Source organism: Paenibacillus terricola, from assembly GCF_014779765.1.
GTDB classification, from domain to species: Bacteria; Bacillota; Bacilli; order Paenibacillales; family Paenibacillaceae; genus Paenibacillus_T; species Paenibacillus_T terricola.
Window position 1 is genome coordinate 80,854 of the sequence record NZ_JACXZA010000001.1, and the last position, 19,612, is coordinate 100,465.

Consider the following 19,612-nt stretch of genomic DNA (forward strand, 5'->3'; position numbering starts at 1 on the left):
ACATCTACGCTAACGGCACGCTTATCGGTACAAGTGCAACAACTAGCTATAACGCATCCGGCCTGAAGGCGAGCACGGCTTATTCGTTTACGGTTAAGGCATTCGACGATGCAGGGAACCTTTCTGCGGCAAGTACTGCTGTGAATGTAACGACGGGAGATCCAAGCCAGATTCAAGCGATTGATTCCGGTATTATCGATAACTACTCGACTTGGTATGTTGGTATTAACGGGGCTGATAAGCCGACAACACCTACCGTTGCGAATTTGACGATGCTCGATAACGGCGGATTGAATATGACGTTTAATCTGCAGATCGAGAATTATCCAAGCTTCCAGCTGGATCCTTCGCCAGCGCAGAGCTGGAGCAGCTATTCGAATATGAGCTTGATCGTGACGAATCCCAATGCAATCGATATTCAGCTCCAGCCGATCGTGAAGGATGGCGACTGGAAGTGGGTCGAGCTAGGCAAATACGTAACGATCCCGGCGAAAACGACTACGCTGATTAACGTGCCATTGACGGATCTAGTAAATAAGAACGTCAATCGGATTATTTTGCGCGTGCAAGGCGGGGGTGGCGGTCTGGCTGGCAGCATCCAGCTGCACACGCTCAGCTTCGATCTCGCGGCGGATGCCTATGCATCGACCATTGCAGAGATGAATCGTCCGAGCGTGAGCACAGGTTTCAGATTGACCAGTATGAATAATTCCTTCAATTATATATGCGTTAGCGAACAGCCCATCTAGCGGATGGGCTGTTCGGCGTCCTGACGCCGTTATTTATTTGCCTAGGTTGAGGGTTATTCAGAGACTCCCTTCATCCAATTACGAAATTTGGCGGGCGTCATCTCGACGTATTGGAGGAATAAGCGAGTGAGATGCGAGCGTTCCATGCTGAGATCCTCAGCTATTTTGCCGATGGGCCAATCCGTCGTCAGCAGCAATTTTTTGATATGCTCCATCTTTAATCTGATCCAATATTGATGAGGCGTTGTGCCGAACGTAGATTTGAAGTAACGAAAAAAGTAATTGGTGCTATATCCGAAAGCGGTTGCGACGGCTTCAATGTTCATGGGACCATCGACATGCTCCTCCATATAGACGACGATTTCATTGGCTCGCGGATTGATGCGTGTCAGCGATAAATGAGGCCGATCATCCGGCTTGTCCCATAACGCAAGCAAGAGCTGAAACATATGTGTCTTGCAGGCAAGCGGAGACCATTCGTCCTCGCTATGGAAGGCTTCGATCATTCGTGCGAATGGTTCTTCTATTCGCAGTGAATTGTCGAGCTGAATACGATACTTCGGTTCGAATAGGCGAAAGAGCGGAATCGGACCGCAATAGGCTTGGAAGTGACAGAACATCTGTCGGAACGGGTTGATCTGCGACGTTGAGTAAGAGATAACCGCACCTGCAGGGAGGAAGTAAGCTTCTCCGGCCTTTGGCTGATACACATGATGGTCAATCTCGAGCATGCCATCGCCCTCAAGAAAATAGTACAGGCAGTTATTGACGGTAACATGCTTATGGTGTTTCCATTCCAGCGGTACGCGCACGTGGCCGGCCAGCGTCACAGTCAGCTTCATCTCTTCAAGATGTCTATGAATTTGCGAGTGCGTCATCCTCTTGTCCCCCATTTGCTGTTCTAGCCTCAGTCTCACCGAGTACGATTGTATCATAAGAATCAGAAAGGTTACTATTCGGCACATCTTCGTGATTTCTGTGTCTATCGAGGCGGAGTGCCGTTTAGGTACGATGAGAGCGTACACGGATACAAGGAAACGAGGGAGAGAAACAAGGATGAGAATTGGATACCCAAGTCGAGCGTCCGATCTGGATGCATACCCCGGATTTCAAACGCCGCCGGAAGGGTATGGAGAAGTCGCCTTCTATTGGTGGGTCGGCGAACGTCTCGATAAAGAGCGGCTGGAATGGCAGCTTGACCAAATGAAAGACCATCACATTACCGCGCTTCAGATCAATTATGCGCACGGCGATGAAGGGGGACATTCCTATGGTTTAACATATCCGAGCGAGCCTCCGCTCTTCTCGGAGGAATGGTGGGCTTTGTTTGCTTGGTTCGCAGAGAAGGCTGGAGAATACGGCATTTGGGTCAGCCTAAGCGATTATACACTCTGTACGCCAGGTCAAGGTTGGTATTCGGATGAGCTGTTGGCTAAGCACCCTGATACCGCCGGCGCGGTATTGAAGTATTCGGAGTGGATCGTGGAGGATGGAAGCTTCTCGTGGGCGCTCCCGGCGAATACGCTTAGCGCTATTGCCGTTCGCATGGAAGACGGAAAGCCACTAGAGGTGGAGAGATTGAACTCTTATATACAAGGGGAGCGTCTGCAATGGAACAAGCCGGAAGGAAACTGGCGGATTTCCGTTGTATCCCATGAGAGAGTCCCTATGTCAATCGATCCGACCCATCCGCGCTGCGGCGAGCTCGTCATCGAGCATTTCTTCCAACGCTTCGAGGATCGGCTCTCGAGTATTCCGGGAGCACGGCTTGGCTTCTTCTTCTCGGACGAGTTGGATTTCGGACTGAGGGGGAAGCTGTGGAGCGAGAGGATCCGTCAGCATTTTATTGCGAGGAAGGGTTACGACCCTATCCCTGAATTGGCAGCCTTATTCACGGATATCGGTCCTCGCACGCCGAAGGTTCGGCTCGATTATAATGATGCGATGGTGGAATTGTCGGAGCTGCACTATTTTCGCCCCGTATTCGATTGGCACGAGCACCGCGGATTGATTTATGGCTGCGATCATGGAGGGCGCGGCAGGAATCCCGTCGAATTCGGAGATTACTTCCGAACGCAGCGATGGAATCAAGGTCCCGGATGTGACCAGCCGAATATGGAATGCGATCTGATCAAGAACAAGGTCGCCAGTTCTATCGCGCATATGTACGAGCGGCCGCGCACATGGCTTGAGGGCTTCTACGGCAGCGGCTGGGGAACGACGACTGAAGCGTTGACGGATGCGATCTTCCGGAATTTCGTCAGCGGACATAATCTGCTTACCCTTCATGGACTGTATTACACGACAAACGGCGGTTGGTGGGAATGGGCTCCGCCGTGCAATCATTTCAGAATGCCGTATTGGCCGCATATGAAGAGCTTAATGGCCTGCACGGAACGGCTCAGCTATGTGCTTAGTCAAGGCAGTCACGTGTGCGACGTAGCTGTTGTCTATCCTGTGGCATCGCTTGAAGCAGGGTTGGATGGCGAGAGGGCAGTTGCTGTTGCTTTCGGCGCAGCCGAGAGTCTGTACAAGAAGGGGATTGATTTTGATTTCATTGACCATCAATCGCTGGAGCGGGCGGAGACGAAGGACGGGGAGTTATCCGTTGCAGGCGAGTCGTTCAAGGTACTGATTCTTCCCTCAATGCGTGCGCTACGAAGGACAACACTCCGGAAGGCGTTTAATTTCTATCAATCCGGAGGCATTGTCATTGCAATCGGGGACTTGCCGGAAGCGAGCGATAGCATCGGGGCGAACGATCCAGGGCTGGATGCCGAAGTTCGCTTGCTCTTCGGATGGACGGCTGCAGAGGCGAAGGCCGATGGCGGTTCACGGGCGCAACGGAATGCTGCAGGCGGACGAGCCTTGACAGCTCGCACCTGGACGGAAGCCGTTCAATTGATCGAGGAGGCCTTTCCTCGCGACTTTATTTGCGCTGGACAGGTTGATGCTGCGGAGCAATTCCCCTATGTTCAGCACCGGAGAATCGGCAGCCGAGATTTATATGCCGTCTACAATGTCCCAAGAGGAACGGAGTGCTTCTTCAGATGCTATGGTTCCGTGGAACGGTGGAATCCTTGGGACGGGACGACGGAACCGCTGCAAGTCGATCGGGTAACCTCGGAAGGCACATGGATCCGCATGCCGTCGGATCGCGAGGAGCTGGCGCTTGTCGTCTTTTCCCCTGGCGCGGCAGAACCTCGAGATGGAACGGATGCGCAGGATGCTTCCGTTGCATCGGTTCAGACGTCGATCACACTATTAGACGGGAAATGGCTCTTCGAGCTGAGACCTACGATGGACAATCGATTCGGGGACTTCCGGCAGCCTCCGAGTGATGAAACGATTGGTGCGGAGGCTCGGTTTCTGCGATTCGCATGGGAGAAAGATGCTGCTGAAGCTTGGCAAGAGCCCGGGATTGACGACTCCGAATGGCAGGTGAAGACGGTCGGCTACGGTCCGTTCTTCTGGAAGCTGGGACCGCTTCCTTATGAGCAATGCAGCGAGGCTCAGGAGCAGCAATGGGCGGAGATGCCGACTTCTCCGTCGTTCACGGCGGAGCCCATGAGTAACCGCTGGGACCCTTATGATTATTCTACTCGTTACGGGATAGAGGGCGACCCGGGACATCAAGGCTATCACGGCCTCAAAGGAAAAGTATCGGATGAATTTATTGCCGTGGGGCGGTGCAGCGCGACGTTGACCGGAACGAAGCATGAGCCGGAAGAGGAAGACGGAGTCTACTATTTGTGGTCGACTGTGTATGCGGATGAGGCTCAAGAAGCGAACCTGCGGTTGGGCGGCTTCCTTCCGGATCGGATCTGGCTAAATGGCGGACGGATCGAAACGATGGAGCAGCGTGTATCGATGCTAGCAGGCAGCAATCGACTGCTGCTTCGATATCGAGGTGCAGGCAGAGCATATGTAGTGTTCACTGCAGCACATAAATCAGACCGTGGCACCGCCTCTCATCCTCTATCGATGGCCTGGTATGACGACAATGGTGTCATGCCTTATGATGCCTTTCCCGAACGAAGAGGGGCAGTGGGATGGTACCGATTCACAGCGCCGCCGGGGCTTGCCGCTCTCGAAGTAACGGCACACGGGAAGATCGAGGTATGGGCTGACGGAATCGAATGCGAGGTGGACGCTGTCGCATGCGGAGCAGAGGGAGCGACTATTTACCGGGCGAAGCTGTTAAAGCCTTGTATCGAGCTATCTGCGGTAGCTATCCGTCTTATGCCGGACAAGACCTATTACGCAGGCGCCGCAATACCAGAGCCAATCAAGCTGCAATGCGCAGAGGGCATTGTAACGCTCGGCGATTGGTCCTTAATCGATGGGCTGACTTGTTATTCCGGAGAAGCGATCTACCGGAAGAGGCTGATTTGGAATCCGGAGGAACCTTCCGAACGCGTGTTGCTTCAATTGGGGGAGGTTGCGGGCTCGGCGCAAGTCGCAGTCAACGGTCATCCGGTGCGCATTCTTCTTCATTCCCCTTGGGAAGTAGATATCGGCGGTTATCTGCATGCCGGCGAGAATCTGATTGAAGTGTCCGTTCGCAATACGCTGGCGAATCATTACGCGACTATTCCTACCCGATATCGGGGCAGACTGGAGTCGGGCCTTATGGGCCCTGTTCAACTGGCTGTCGTCAATATCAAGCTATAGTGCGTTATAGATATTGCAGTTCATTCATTTCGTCAACCGCGCTGAGGCGTTTCTCGCCCTAGTGCGGTTTTATCGATTTACATTGAAAGCGCATTCAATAAATATTTAAAATGAGCAGTTCAATTTCAATTATGAACCGTATTCGGCGTGAAGCCGCTGAATCTATAATGAGTTCATCAGCGAGCTGCTTGCAGCAAAGTCAAGGAGGTGAATCCACTGTCAATACTAAAGCGCTTGCATAAGCAATTGCCATTCCAGCTATTCGTGTGGGCAGGATTGGCATACCTTATTGTCTTCAGTTACATTCCAATGTTCGGCATCATTATCGCGTTCAAGGATTACCGGATATCCAGCGGAATAGAAGGGATCTTCACGAGTCCATGGTCAGGCTTATCCCATTTCAGAGAGCTGATCGACGATTATAATTTTCCGATGCTGGTTCGCAATACGCTGGCGATCAGCATACTCAAAATCATTTTCTCGTACCCGATTCCTATTCTGTTCGCAATTCTGCTCAGCGAGGTTCGGAACGTTTTCTTTAAACGCTTCGTCCAGACCGCCAGCTACTTGCCGCATTTTATTTCATGGGTAGTCGTAACGGGCATAGCGTATGCGTTCCTCTCCAGCGGTTATGGGATCTTGAACGATCTGCTGCTTAATCTTCATCTCATCGCCAAGCCGCTGGATATTCTTACGAATCCCGATTCCTTCTGGGGATTGGCCGTATCGACGGCGATCTGGAAGGAGGCCGGCTGGTGGACGATTATATTCCTGGCCGCGCTCGCCGGAATTGATCCTTCCCTCTATGAAGCGGCAGAGATAGACGGGGCAGGCCGCCTGAAGCGCATTCTGTACATTACGCTGCCCGGTCTTAAGAGCGCAAGCATAGTCGTATTGATCCTGACGATCGGCAGCATGCTGGGGGGCGGGCTCGTCGGCTCTAACTTCGAACAAGCCATGCTGCTGGGCAACTCGCTAAACAGCGACAAGTCTCAAATCATTCAGACCTACGCATTCTCTATCGGTCTCGCCCAAGGACGGTTCTCTTTTGCCACGGCAATCGATTTGATGCAGTCTGTTATCTCGGTGATCTTGATCTTCGGCAGCAATGCCGTTGCGAAGAGATTGTCTGGAACAGGGCTGTTCTGAATCCGGGGCTTACCGATACGAAGCGAGAGGAGCGATAAGGATGCGTCGAAGAAAGTCGATGGAAGATCGAGTGCTCGATACGGTTATTACGAGCATTCTTGTAGTCGTCATACTGGTTACGTTGTATCCGTTCTATTATATTCTTCTGATTACCTTCAACGAAGGCAAAGATACGGCAGTCGGCGGCATGTATTTGTGGCCCAGACACTTTACGCTTAGCAATTACAGCTATTTTCTGCAGGATCCGAAATGGATACAAGCATTCGGCATTTCGGTGCTGCGAACCGTCATTGGAACGCTTCTGGGCATTTTGTTCACGAGCTTAGTAGCCTATGGCTTAGCCAAACGCGACTTAATCTTCCGATCCGGGTACTTCATCGCAGTCGTGATCGCAATGAATTTCTCCGGAGGATTAATCGCCTTCTACATCGTGTTGAGAAGCCTCGGCCTCATTAACCACTTTGCCGTTTATGTGGTTCCGGGCATGCTTAATTTATTTTTCCTGCTGATCGCGATCTCCTTCTTTCGAGATATTCCAGAGGAGCTTGGCGAATCGGCCAGGATAGACGGCGCATCGGAGCTGCGGATCTTTGCGCGCATTGTGCTGCCGGTTTCGATGCCGCTGCTTGCAACGATGAGTCTGTTCCTTGGCTCCGGTCAATGGAATGCATGGCTGGATTCCGCTTACTTCGTCCAAGATGAAGGGCTGCGCACGCTGACCTATCGCATGATGCAGGTCATTAACCAAACGATGGTTCCTTCCGGCGATGCGCAAGCGGCCGCCATGTCGCGAACGAGCGTCACGCCGTTCTCTATACAAGCGACCGCAATGGTCGTCTCCATCATTCCGATACTTGGAGTCTATCCGTTCTTGCAGAAGCATTTCGTATCCGGCATGATGCTCGGCTCCGTGAAGGGTTAACAGGCTTCAACAGCTTCTCTTAACGGGAATGCTGCTCACTATATTTAACATAGGGGGAATGGAAATGATTCATCGGTATAAGTCGCGTTTGACACTGCTTATGGCAATTCTGCTGGTCGCGGGAGGACTTCTGTCCGCATGCAGCCAATCATCCAATGAAAGCAACACCTCTTCTTCGAATGATAACGCTTCAAACAGCACCTCGGACACCACGTCAGCATCGAATGAAGGCGCGCAAGACCAGACCTGCACGAAACCGGTGGAGCTGTCGATGTTCGTCGACGCGACCTGGTATCCGTTCCAGGATTGGACAGGCGAGATTCCAGAGATGATTACGAAAGCAACCTGCGTGAAGCCGAAGGTAACCGTCGCGACCGACGACAAGCAGCTTGCTCTGATGGTCGCTTCCGGCGATCTTCCGGATCTGGTCGTATCCTTTAATTTCAAGCTGATGTCCGACGCCAAGTTGAGTTTGCCATATAACGAGATTTTTCCGAAGTATGCGCCTGACGTAACCTTCGATCCGGTTAAGGTACTGGTCAACACGGTAAGCGACGGCAATTATTACGCCATGCGCAATGATTTCTCTTCGGAGTCCGAATGGAAGGCAAATCCTTATGCGCATATGATGACTGCCGGCTTGGCTCTTCGCAAAGATATTCTGGAGGAGCTCGGGAACCCCTCCATTCGATCGCTGCAGGATCTCGATAACGTCTTTGCGCAAGTAAAGCAGAAGCATCCCGACATGATGCCGCTTATTCTGAACCCGAATTGGCAGCGTAACTATTTTGACACCCAGTTCGGCGCGCAAGGCGGATTCGTCGATAACGGCGGCAAGATCGAATATTATCTTCGTCAGCCAAGTGTTAAGGATTCCATGCTGTATATGAACAGCTTGTACCGCAATGGTTATGTTACAGCCGAGAATTTCGCTTACAAGAATGAATCAGAGACCGAGCAAATGGTGTTGTCCGGCAAAGGGTTCGCATACACTTGGACATACTCGGGAGCCGATCGGTTGAATGCCGGCGGCAAAGATAAAGGTCTTCAGTTCGTTCAAGTGGCGGAACCGCTCGGACCGGAGGCATCCATCGTCAGCACGGGAACCGGAGGACTTGGTGTATATGTAACGAAGGACAATAAGAATGTTGAAGCTTCGGTCCGCTTCCTTAAGTATCTGTTCTCGGAAGAGGGCTGGAGACTGGCGGAATGGGGAGTCGAAGGCAAGGACTGGACATGGAACGAGGCTGGCTACCCGGTCTTTAACTATGATCCGCAGGATCTAGCTGTCATTAAGCAGAAGGGCGTTTACTGGTGGGGAGTACCGACCGAGACGGGAGTCGGCATGGCGCTAAGCTCCTTCAAAGAAGGCTCCGAGACTACCCGCCAAGGCGAAGCCTACGATAAAATCATATCCTTCAATCCAGCTATCGGCATGATTAACCCGGATACGGATTCGCAGGAGCAGATCATTCGGACGAATATCGAGAATATGGTGAAGACAGAGGCTGTGAAGGTCTATCTCTCGTCGACTGCCGAAGAGGCGCAGAAGGCTTATGACGATTTGATCAAGAAGGCCGAGAAAATCGGCATGGCCAAGCTGGAGACATGGGCGACTGAACAATACGGCCCGTTGAAGGAAAAGTACGACAGCATAACGAAACAGTAAATTAGCACACGGCAATCGAAAACTCATACGAAGCACAAACCGAGTCACGGTCTGCTTCGTATGGGTTCATTTTTTTTACGAAAACGGAGTGAAACGCTGTTGCGAATCGGGACCAAGATGTTCGTTGGCTACATTTTGCTAATCATTGTACCGTTTATATGCTTTGCCTATTTCGTATATTCGCAATTGAACGCCAAGCTGACGACACAATATCATCTCGCCAATCAGCAAAATATTGAACAGCTCTCAGCGAATCTGGATGCCAGTCTATTGAAGATTGAATCCCTGTATTCGATCTACCAGAACAACTCGGCTTTAATCGATTATTTGCGCGGAGATGCCATGAATGACCGGGACCTGATATACGCTTATCTGAAGGAGATTTCGCCAGCATTCTCGTTCGGCTCACTCGCGGAGCCCCAAATCGACGGTTTATTCGTTTATCCCAAATATCAACGCAAGCTCTTGACCGTTAGCGGAATCAGGCCCTATGAGGAATTGCAAGGGGAATTGACAAATGGCGAACTTCGTACGCTCAGCCCCAAACAAGGATTGTGGAAGAAAGTAAAGGATGCGGATGCGCTCTCTCTTGTTTATTATCATCAAATTTATAATGACTTGTATACGAATGAGCTTGGCATTCTCGCCATTACGGTACGTTCCTCCATTATCGATGACTTCGTTCAATCGATTCGTCATATGCATCCCGGAAACGCGATCGTCATCATCGATAATGAAGGACGTGTTGTGTTCAGAAACTCCGATGCAACGACATTCGGCCAGTTAAATGAAGCGGCGCTGCAGGAATTTACAGCAGTTGGCGATAGCTCGACTAGCCCGTTCATTGTTAATTCCGCACCGGTCAAGCGTCTGGGATGGACAGTGATCGAGTTGAATCCGCGCGAATCGCTCTTTCATCTATTCCGAGTGAAGCAATGGTGGCTGGTTGCTGCTGTGGGCTTGCTCATCCTTCTATCCTTCCTATATTACGCGATTGTATCGTCTCTCACGAAGCGCGTGATTCTGCTGTCTCGCCATATGCGCAAGGTAGGACCTGAATCGCTTGGACGCTCTTACGCAGGCCCAGCAGGGAAGGACGAGCTGGGTTATCTGATTTCGAATTACAACGCGATGATCGCTCGGATGGACGAACTCGTCAATCGGGTTCAGAAGGTTGAGCTGCTGAAGAAGGATGCAGAGTTCAGGATGCTTCAGGCGCAGATTCAGCCTCATTTTCTGTATAATACATTGGAGACGATGCGCATGCTGGCCAGATCTCACGGAGATTCGATCGTTTCGGAGATGGCCTATTCATTAGGGAATCTAATGAGATACAGCTTGTCCAAGAAGGACGACGCATCGCTCGGAGAAGAATGGGAGTATCTGAGGCAATATCTGGACATTCATCAGATTCGCATGCCCGAATTGCATATGGAGTGGATGAAGGATGAAGCCGCCGCCGCGCTCTCTTGTCCGCGCTACATCCTGCAGCCGCTTGTGGAGAACAGCATTCTGCATGGCTTATCCAAGCGAAGAGGACAGAAGACTATTGCCGTTCGAATGACGCTCGACGGCGAATTCGTAACGATTGTCGTGGCTGACAATGGTGTTGGCATACCGGAGGAACGATTGGCTCAGTTGCATCAAATGTTAAGGGGGACGCACATAGCAGAGGAAAGCATGCATTCGGACACAGGGGGAATCGGCCTTGGAAACGTCATACAACGAGTCAAGGCTTATTTCGGTCCGCAATCGAGCTTGACGCTGGAGAGCAAGCTTGGCGTAGGAACAACATGCACGTTGAGACTGTATAGGGAGGATCGAGAGCATGCTGAATCTGTTGATCGTTGACGATGAGCCGATCATCCTTGCGGGCATTCGAGATATGGTAGAGCAAGAGAATACGCCGTTCACTCGTATTTCCGTCGCTTTGGACGGAATCGAAGCGCTGGAGCAGATGGCTTACTTTCGGCCCGATCTTGTCATTACCGATATTCAAATGCCTGAGATGGATGGGTTATCCTTCATTCGCGAAGCGCAGAAGCGGAACGTTCGGCGCTTTATCGTGTTGACCGGCTACGAGAAATTCGAATACGCCCGCGAAGCGCTGAGGCTTCAGGTTGTCGAGTATCTGCTCAAGCCGATCAATCAATCCGAGCTTGGCCTCTTGCTTAGAAGAATGGCAGTGGAAATCGCCACGGCCAAGAGCGAACAGCAAGGCGAAGCGAAGGAGAGTGAGCGCTCGACTGATAAATACGGTAATGAGAAGATGCGCATGCTGACCGATTACGTGCAGGCCAATTACAACCGAGATATCTCGATTGCTGACGCCGCATCTTGGCTTAATTTGCATCCGGCGTACATCGGTCAACTATTCAAGCGGGAAACAGGACAATCGTTTCTTTCTTATCTCCGGGAAGTACGCATGGAGAAGGCGAAGACCATGCTGTTGGACATGCAGCACATGTCGATGGAGCACATTGCCCGCTGCGTAGGATACGAGAACAGCCGAACTTTCTATAAGGCATTTCGAGAACATTACGGTATTACTCCGGGCGAATATCGGGAACGTCATGTGAAATAAGTGCATCTTCTGAATCTGTCAGGAGAGCCGGTGCAGCTAATCACTCGATTTCTGTTTCTGGAGCTGAGACGAGCGCCGAAATTCTGTTGGGATGAAGGTGAAATGTTTCTTGAATGCTACGGAGAAGCTCTCCGGCGTCGCAAAGCCGAGCTGTTTCGAGACGGAGGCGATTGGCAACGCGGTTGTCGTCAATAGACGAGCTGCCGCTGCCATTCGCGCCTCTGTCTTTTTGGCATGGAAGGAAAGATCATATTGCTTGCGTATGGCCCGCTCGGTTTGTCTCGCGCTTAATCCCAGCTCGGAGGCTAGCTGCCCCAACGTAATGGACGCGTAACGGTAAAGGAAGGCGTTCTCGATCAGCAGCAGTCGACTGTCGTCAAGCGTGCGGACAGGCACGCTCGTTATCGATGGGCTGGGGTCCTCGTATTGGCGCAGAAATTGGACGAGTATAATCTCCAGCAGACGGGCCACGCAACGCGGGTATCCAAGCTCCCGATCGGCTGCCTCTCTGGCAAGCAATTGGAAGAGTTGGAGCAGACCGAAGCGATCCTGACCGATCCAGAACGGCGTAGCGAGCATTCGCTCGGCGAGCAGGTTGTCATCCGAGCCGGGCGCCCGTTCGATCGAGGCTTGGCTGTTCGCATTTGCATTGGCTGCTTCCAAGAAAACGCAATACTCCGCCATCGGATCTGCGGGGTCGGATAGCTGTTCATGCGGGATATTCGGACCCGTCATATAGATAGAGCCAGGGACTAGCGGGAATCGTTCGCCATGAATGACGAGCGTCCCTTGCCCGCGCGGAATATAGTGAAGCTCATAGCTGCAGGCGCTGTGACTGTGCTCTGGCATGGGGTGATGAAAGATGCCGAACTTGACATAATGAACATTCAGTAGAAGTCTGCCTAGCGAGAGCTTCACGTCAAGATTGCCTAATTCAATTGAAGGCAGCTCAGTCATCATGCAGCCGCTCCTTTCGTCTGCGATAATACGACATCTTGGACAACGGGTTGTCGTCTCTGACAGATACCGAAGTGGTCGCATGTGTCGATATAATTATATCCGATCAGATGATACAAGAGGAGGACATTGTGATGACGACGATTGAATCGGAGCAGCAGCGCATGTTTCATAAAGGTAATTTCTCGCGAACCTATACAGATATTCCCGCTGCCAATCCGGGTAATGAGTGGCGTGACGGCATGGTCAGTGGAAATGGCGAGAATGGCTACATTACATCGGGGTCGCCGTATCGGGATTGCTTTATCTTTCAAAACATGTGGTTCAACTTCCCGTCGGCCGAGCCAAGGGACATTCCGGAGGAGCTGACGGGTCAGCTTGAGGAAGCGAGACATCATGTTTACCAGCTGAACGATCAATGGAAAATCAAGGATGCCAACGGCAATACGCGGGTTCGAACCTTCTATTACAGCTTTCATCCCGGCCATCAACTCAGATTGGAAGTCATGAAACGAGGAAATGTATCCGCTTACGAGAGATGGACCAACCATGAAACCGCGGAGACTGGCGTGCGGTATACCGATGAACATGGACAATGGCTGCGTACTTCGTTTACATCTCGGGAAGATAATGTTTCGATAACACGCCTTACACAGTCCTCCAAGGGCTCCAAAATCAACCTGATCCTATCTATTGAAGACATAGCGAATATGGCCAGGGCTTACAACGGCCATTCCGAAGTCAAAGCGCTTCAATACAAGAAAATCGTAGATGAGAATGCACAATATATTGCTCAGGCGGCGCATTACCCCTCTTATCCGTTAAGCGAATGGAAGAATGGAGGCTATGCAGGATTGACGCAGATCGTTATTGCAGGTGGGACGAAGAATCGAATCATGCTTGAGGAAACCGACGATCCGATGAACGTAGGAGTCGAGCAGAACCCGGCGATTCAAGTCATTGACGCGGATGCGGTCTATCTCATTACGACCTCGCGCAGAGTAGATGACATGGGCAAGCTTGAGGCGTTTGCAGGACTGGCGAGATATGGCGCCATTGAAGAGCTGTTTGCCATAACGAATGCGGTATCGGAGAAATACAGGGACGGCAACGGAATCTTTCATTATGAGGCGGCGCTTGCTCCGCATGTCGCAAAGCATGCTGCGGAATACAATGCCGTTAGTTTGAAGCTGCATGACGAAGCGGATTGCTGCACGACAGACAACGGTTCGCTCCTTCAAGCGCAGAAGGCGGACCCCGTCAAGCTCGACCTTGCTCTCTTGGAACGGATATACAATCAAGGGCGATATGCGATGATCTGCTGCGGAGGCTCAAGCGCTCCACGCTTGTACGGGATGTGGACCGGGGAATGGAATCCGGGGTGGCGCGGCATCTATACCCTTGATGCGAACGTCAATCTGCAGGTATCGGCTATGAACACGGGACACTTAACGCAAATGCCGCTTGGTTATATTACCTTCTTCCTAAGAAATGCGCCTGATTTCGAATATAACGCGCGAATGGCCTACGGGATGCATGATGCGCTGCAGGTGTCCGTCAACTCCGATGGCGACCGAGGCATGCACGTGGAATATGACAACGATTATCCCTTCGAATACTGGAATGCAGGAGCAAGCTGGTGCCTGCTGCCGATATACGAATACTGGCAGTGCTACGGCAATCAACAAATCCCGATCCAAGAGAAGATGAGGATTCAGAGCCTTCAGTCCATTCTTAGCGTAAGGGACGGAGGACTAACCGACAAGGAGTTCGCTGACCTGCTGAATAGTGGGTATTTGGACCTCGAACGTGATATTCTGCTGCCGCTTTTGACCAAGCAGGCTAACTTCTGGGAGCAGATTTGCACGCCAGAATACTTTACAGACATTAATGGAAGAGCGTGCTATCAAAAGGGCAAGACGTCGCTCATGGCCGGAGAGAAATATATCATTATTCCAACGTATTCGCCCGAGAACCATCCGATCGGCTACAACAGCACCATTACCGCGAATGCAACGATGGATATCTCGGCGGCCCGAGACGGTCTTCATATGATTATTGCAGTCGAACGAGCGGTGAAGCGGGAAGGCTACCAAGCAGCCGTAACGAGATGGGAGAAGGTGCTGGAGCTGTTGCCAGAATACCGGTACGACGCCGATGGCGCGCTGCGGGAATGGGCGATGAGCGAATATACGGAAAACAATGATCATCGTCATCTTAGTCATCTTTACCCCGCATGGCCGGCTTATGAGACGCAGAACAACCTTGACCTGGCTCAAGCGGCATCATTGGCGCTTGCGAATCGCAACAAATACAATACGAATGACGCGACAGCGGGGCACGGCTGGATGCATAAGGCGCTGGTAACAGCCAGATTGAAGGATGGGGAAGGCGTCGCAGCATCGCTTCTTCCAATGATGACGAACGAAGGATACTATGAATCGCTCATGTCCGACCATGACACGAACAGAAGATGTCATACCTATTGCACTGATACGCTGTTCGGGACAGTAGGCGCGGTTAATGAAGCATTGTTGTTCTCGAATACCGGCGAGATCGAGGTGCTGCCGGCGCTGCCTTCCGACTGGCTGATCGGCTCTATTCAAGGGCTTATGGCAAGAACTCGCATAGAGGTTAAACAGCTGTCTTGGAGCCTCGCTGAAGGCACGGTAACGGTTACCCTGCAATCGTTGGAGAATTACAATGAGGTGCGTTTGAAATCCGGACTTCCATGGAATCAAGCGGTGGTTAACGGAGTGGCGGCAGAAGTGAAAAGTGGTGCCGAAGGGGCTTATATTCACCTGATGCTTCATGACAAGAGAGAGGTAACCGTTGTATTCTCATGACTAGTTAAATGCCACGGCGTATTGAAGTTGGGCTTAGTATTATTCGCCTGAGCGAGAAGAAAGAGGGGACGGGATGTTTGCATCCCATTCCCTCTTTCCTCTATTATATGGAATCCTCGTCCGTCTAACGGTGTTAGCCGCGTTTCGTCTGCAGACGAATGACGTTCCAAGATGCGCGGCCGAGCACGGCGCTTACTTTGCCTTGGTCAGTCGTCGTCTGTCCGCCGGTGCGCGGCAGGACACGGTTAGGATCTGCCTTTGTGTTAGCAGCCTTCAGGTCATCGCTCTCCATGACGATATGCTCGATCAGTCGAAGTTCGTTGCCGAAGCTGCGAACGTCAACGTTCAGCTCCATCGACTCTTCGAGATGACGGTTAACGGCGAAGATCGTTAATTGACCAGACTCTTCATCATATACGCTGACCGATTCGAGGTAAGGAACGTCCGTGAAGTCTTTCGAATCATATTTGTCCGATTGGTCATTCGACAGCAGCACCGTACCGCGGCCGAAGTTCGAAGCGTGAAGGAACGGATAGTATGTCGTCTGCAGCCAGAGATCGCCGCCCGTATCCGTCATGATTGGCGCGATCGTATTGATGAGCTGCGCGAGGCAGGCCATCTTCACGCGGTCCGCATTCTTAAGAATCGTAATGATGTAGCAACCGACTGCGAGCGCATCTTCGTGCGTGTACACGTCCTCGAATTCAGGCGGCGCGATCTGCCAACGCTCATCCGCACGGCTCGAACCGATCGAGTTCCACACATTCCATTCGTCGAGCGACAGCATAAGCTTCTTCTTGGAACGTTTCTTCGCTTGAATGTAATCGGCGATCGAGGCGACGCTGCTGATGAAAGCGTTAAGGTCAAGCGAGCTAGCCAGGAAGTTCGCCGTATTATTGTTGTTATTGTTGTAATAAGCGTGCAGCGACAGGAAATCGACTTGATCGTAGCACAGATCCAGTACGGTCGCTTCCCATTCTGCGAAGGTGGACATGCCGCGGGAGGAGCTGCCGCATGCGACAAGCTCGATCGAAGGGTCGACCCAGCGCATGACTTTGGCGGTCTCGTTCGCGAGACGTCCATATTCGTATGCCGTCTTCGCGCCGATCTGCCACGGACCATCCATCTCGTTGCCGAGGCACCATGTCTTGAAGTTATGAGGATCACGGTAGCCATGGGAGATACGCAGGTCGCTCCAATAGGAGCCGGATGGATGGTTGCAATATTCCACGAGATTGCGCGCTGCATCGATGCCGCGAGTACCGAGGTTAACGGCCATCATCACTTCCGTGCCTGCAAGCTTCGCCCAATCGGCGAATTCGTTCGTGCCTACTTCATTCGTCTCCGTTGTCCACCAAGCGAGCTCGAGCAGACGTTTCCGCTCCGACTTCGGACCAACGCCGTCCTCCCAGTTGTAGCCGGACACGAAGTTGCCGCCCGGATAGCGAATAATTGGCACATTAAGCGCACGGATTGCTTCAAGCGCGTCCTGACGGAAGCCGTTTGCGTCAGCCGTCGGATGGCCTGGATCGTAGATGCCACCGTATACGGCACGTCCTAAGTGTTCGATGAACGAACCGTATACGCGAGGGTCGATTGCTGCAACCGTGAAGTTTTTATCGATAAGCATAGTGGATCGAATCGCCATTGATGAAACCCCCTAAGGTAGAATTAAGTAATTATCGAATCCAGTAAACGTTGTCATTCTACTATATTCGTATCATAATAGGGATATCGAATACAATCTTAATGTTTAGGATTTACATAATACGAAATTCTACACAGGTGGTGAGCAGATGCAGCTGACAACGAGTTCGGATTCACTGCGCGTCTATGAAGCATTGGCGAGCGAAGTCCGGTTGGCGATCATTGATAAATTGTTTGAACGAGAACGGCATGTGAAGGAGCTGGCTGCCGAGCTTTACTTGAGCAGCGCTGTCGTCAGCGGTCATATTCGGAAGTTGGAGGAGGCCGGCATCGTCGGGAGCAAAATGAAGCGGGTAGACGGGGGAACGTACAAGTACTGCTACGTGAAGGCGGAGTTTATGCAGATCAAGCTGTCGCCTGATGCGCCAGCCTCGCTAAGCGTTCGCGAGCTGTCTATTCCGATCGGCCATTATACCGACTATGAAGCAATTCCGACTTGCGGGATCGCGACGGCGAAGGCGATGATCGGCCATTACGATCAGCCGGTCTGCTTCATGGACCCAGAACGGGTGAACGCGGGCATTCTGTGGTTTGCGAGAGGATGGGTCGAATACAAGATTCCGAATTACTTGTATAAGGACCAGCGTCTGCATGAGATCGAAATCTCGCTTGAGATCGGATCAGAGGCGCCGCGCGTGAATGAGCATTGGCCGTCGGACATTCGTTTCTACTTCAATGGCAAGCTGCTTGGCGTCTGGACGAGTCCAGGCGACTTCGGGAAGACAAGAGGGCGCTTAACACCGGAATGGTGGCAGTCTGATGTGAATCAGTATGGACTGCTGAAAGTGCTTCGCATTAAAGAGTCAGGCACGTATGTGGACGGGCTGAAGGTGTCCAATGTCGGACTATCCGATATTGAGACGGGTGCGATGAATTGGACGTTCCGAATCGCTGCAGAGGATACGGGCAGGGGCCGAGGCGGACTTACGCTCTATGGTCGAAGCTTCGGCAATTACGACCAAGACCTTATCGTTCGCAGCTACTACACCTAAGTAAGTGAAATCTAAACGGCTGTCCGCATCGTCCGATGCGAGACAGCTTTTCTTAATGTTCGGATAGACGCAACTTCAGAGGAGATGAACCCATTTCAACCGATAGACCGGATTCAGATTGCACAGCCCGAAGGCGTTATTTGTTCTCCAAATCGTCCAATCTCGCATTAATTAACCTTCGTCTACACCCCATTCTTACGATCCTTTAGCACCTATTAATAACCCATCACTATCCTAGTTCTCCATACCTGCTAAACACCGCAAATCCAGTCGTGCCAAGGGTTTCGGAATTCAGATAGCGCCTCAGGAAAAGTGTCTATTGTGCCGCCTGCCCCCCTCTGTCGTATAGTGTGGTTATTCGATCCGAGAACGCCACAGAGAGAAGGGATGCGTATGGAACACAGCTCAACGACAACAAGCTCGAAGACAACCAGTACCACACCTCGAGTCGTTAAGCGCCGGTCGGCAACGGGCATATGGAAAGATCATCAATTATACTTTCTGCTCCTCTTGCCGATCGCCTACTTTATTTTATTCAAATATGTGCCGATGTACGGCGCAGCCATTGCCTTTCAAGATTACAGCATCTTCAAAGGCGTAACGGGCAGCGAGTGGATCGGATTCGAGAACTTCCGAGAGTTGTTCGCGATGAGCCAGTTCTATGAGGTGGTACGTAACACGCTGCTGCTGAACCTGCTTGATCTCGTATTCTCGTTCCCAGCTCCGATCATACTTGCGCTGCTGCTCAATGAGCTGCGGGTGATGTGGTTTAAGAAAACAGCGCAGACGCTGCTGTATTTGCCGCATTTTATATCGTGGATCATTATCGGCGGTCTTGTGTACCAGATGTTCTCCAACAACGGCGGTCTTGTGAACAACCTGATCACTTCGCTTGGGTTTCATTCCGTTCCGTTCTTAACCGAGAAGAACCACTGGCTGCTCGTCTACTTAGGGACAGGCATCTGGCAAAGCGCCGGCTGGGGAACGATCATCTACCTGGCAGCGCTGACGGGCATCAACAAGGAGCTGTATGAAGCATCAGAGGTGGACGGGGCAGGTCGATTGAAGAAGATGTGGCATATTACGCTGCCCGGCATTCGCTCCACAATCGTCGTCATGCTCATCATGCAGTTGGGCCATATTATGACGATCGGCTTTGAACGGCCATTCGTTATGGGCAACGATCTCGTCAAAGACTATTCCGAGGTTATCAGTACGTTCGTCTATAAGGCAGGTCTGCAATCCGCTCAATTCTCGCTTGCAACGGCGATGGGCTTGTTCCAGGCACTTGTTGGCTTAGTGTTCGTCATCGCGTCCAATGCGATTGCGAAGAAGTTCGGAGAACAAGGCATATGGTAGGGGG

General features: G+C 51.7%; 13 protein-coding genes and 1 pseudogene. 11 read left to right on the plus strand and 3 right to left on the minus strand.

The window, feature by feature from the left end; genetic code table 11:
• Positions 1-2 precede the first annotated feature (2 nt).
• Together H8B09_RS31155 and H8B09_RS00395 are read left to right on the plus strand one after the other, a co-directional pair.
• Positions 3-83: pseudogene (locus H8B09_RS31155) on the plus strand (hypothetical protein); the annotation flags it as partial.
• A 57-nt stretch (positions 84-140) separates the two neighbouring features.
• Entirely contained in the window at positions 141-749 is a 609-nt protein-coding gene (locus H8B09_RS00395; protein WP_191201525.1) for a hypothetical protein, read from the plus strand.
• 53 nt (positions 750-802) lie between these two features.
• Here H8B09_RS00395 and H8B09_RS00400 read toward each other — a convergent pair whose 3' ends face one another.
• Positions 803-1,627: an AraC family transcriptional regulator gene (locus H8B09_RS00400; protein WP_191201526.1), complete on the minus strand. Its 825-nt coding sequence runs from the start codon at positions 1,625-1,627 to the stop codon at positions 803-805.
• A gap of 178 nt (positions 1,628-1,805) precedes the next feature.
• Here H8B09_RS00400 and H8B09_RS00405 point away from each other — a divergent pair, with 178 nt between their 5' ends.
• The 6 genes from H8B09_RS00405 (at position 1,806) to H8B09_RS00430 (ending at position 11,747) form a co-directional block, all read left to right on the plus strand.
• Positions 1,806-5,423 (plus strand): glycosyl hydrolase, encoded by a 3,618-nt coding sequence (locus tag H8B09_RS00405; RefSeq protein ID WP_191201527.1) that lies wholly within the window; start codon positions 1,806-1,808, stop codon positions 5,421-5,423.
• A gap of 276 nt (positions 5,424-5,699) precedes the next feature.
• Positions 5,700-6,572: an ABC transporter permease gene (locus H8B09_RS00410; protein WP_318152501.1), complete on the plus strand. Its 873-nt coding sequence runs from the start codon at positions 5,700-5,702 to the stop codon at positions 6,570-6,572.
• Between the two features lie 40 nt (positions 6,573-6,612).
• Positions 6,613-7,494, plus strand: a complete 882-nt coding sequence (locus H8B09_RS00415) for a carbohydrate ABC transporter permease (protein WP_191201528.1) — start codon at positions 6,613-6,615, stop codon at positions 7,492-7,494.
• A 64-nt stretch (positions 7,495-7,558) separates the two neighbouring features.
• Positions 7,559-9,163: an extracellular solute-binding protein gene (locus H8B09_RS00420; RefSeq protein WP_191201529.1), complete on the plus strand. Its 1,605-nt coding sequence runs from the start codon at positions 7,559-7,561 to the stop codon at positions 9,161-9,163.
• A 99-nt stretch (positions 9,164-9,262) separates the two neighbouring features.
• Complete coding sequence (locus H8B09_RS00425; protein ID WP_224753178.1) at positions 9,263-11,014, plus strand: cache domain-containing sensor histidine kinase; 1,752 nt, start codon at positions 9,263-9,265, stop codon at positions 11,012-11,014.
• Positions 10,992-11,747, plus strand: a complete 756-nt coding sequence (locus H8B09_RS00430) for a response regulator transcription factor (protein ID WP_191201531.1) — start codon at positions 10,992-10,994, stop codon at positions 11,745-11,747. Before H8B09_RS00425 ends, H8B09_RS00430 begins: the two co-directional genes overlap by 23 nt.
• A 36-nt stretch (positions 11,748-11,783) precedes the next feature.
• Here H8B09_RS00430 and H8B09_RS00435 read toward each other — a convergent pair whose 3' ends face one another.
• Entirely contained in the window at positions 11,784-12,707 is a 924-nt protein-coding gene (locus H8B09_RS00435) for an AraC family transcriptional regulator (RefSeq protein WP_191201532.1), read from the minus strand.
• Between the two features lie 131 nt (positions 12,708-12,838).
• Between H8B09_RS00435 and H8B09_RS00440 the strand changes: the two genes are divergently transcribed.
• On the plus strand, positions 12,839-15,550 hold the full coding sequence (locus H8B09_RS00440) for a glycosyl hydrolase family 95 catalytic domain-containing protein (protein WP_191201533.1): 2,712 nt from the start codon (positions 12,839-12,841) through the stop codon (positions 15,548-15,550).
• 133 nt (positions 15,551-15,683) lie between these two features.
• Here H8B09_RS00440 and arfA read toward each other — a convergent pair whose 3' ends face one another.
• Positions 15,684-17,198 carry an arabinosylfuranosidase ArfA gene (gene arfA / locus H8B09_RS00445; protein WP_191201534.1) on the minus strand — a complete coding sequence of 505 codons (1,515 nt, stop codon included), beginning with the start codon at positions 17,196-17,198 and terminating at the stop codon, positions 15,684-15,686.
• Positions 17,199-17,346: 148 nt separating this feature from the next.
• Between arfA and H8B09_RS00450 the strand changes: the two genes are divergently transcribed.
• Entirely contained in the window at positions 17,347-18,249 is a 903-nt protein-coding gene (locus H8B09_RS00450) for an ArsR/SmtB family transcription factor (protein ID WP_191201535.1), read from the plus strand.
• 393 nt (positions 18,250-18,642) lie between these two features.
• On the plus strand, positions 18,643-19,608 hold the full coding sequence (locus H8B09_RS00455) for an ABC transporter permease (RefSeq protein ID WP_191201536.1): 966 nt from the start codon (positions 18,643-18,645) through the stop codon (positions 19,606-19,608).
• Positions 19,609-19,612 lie beyond the last annotated feature (4 nt).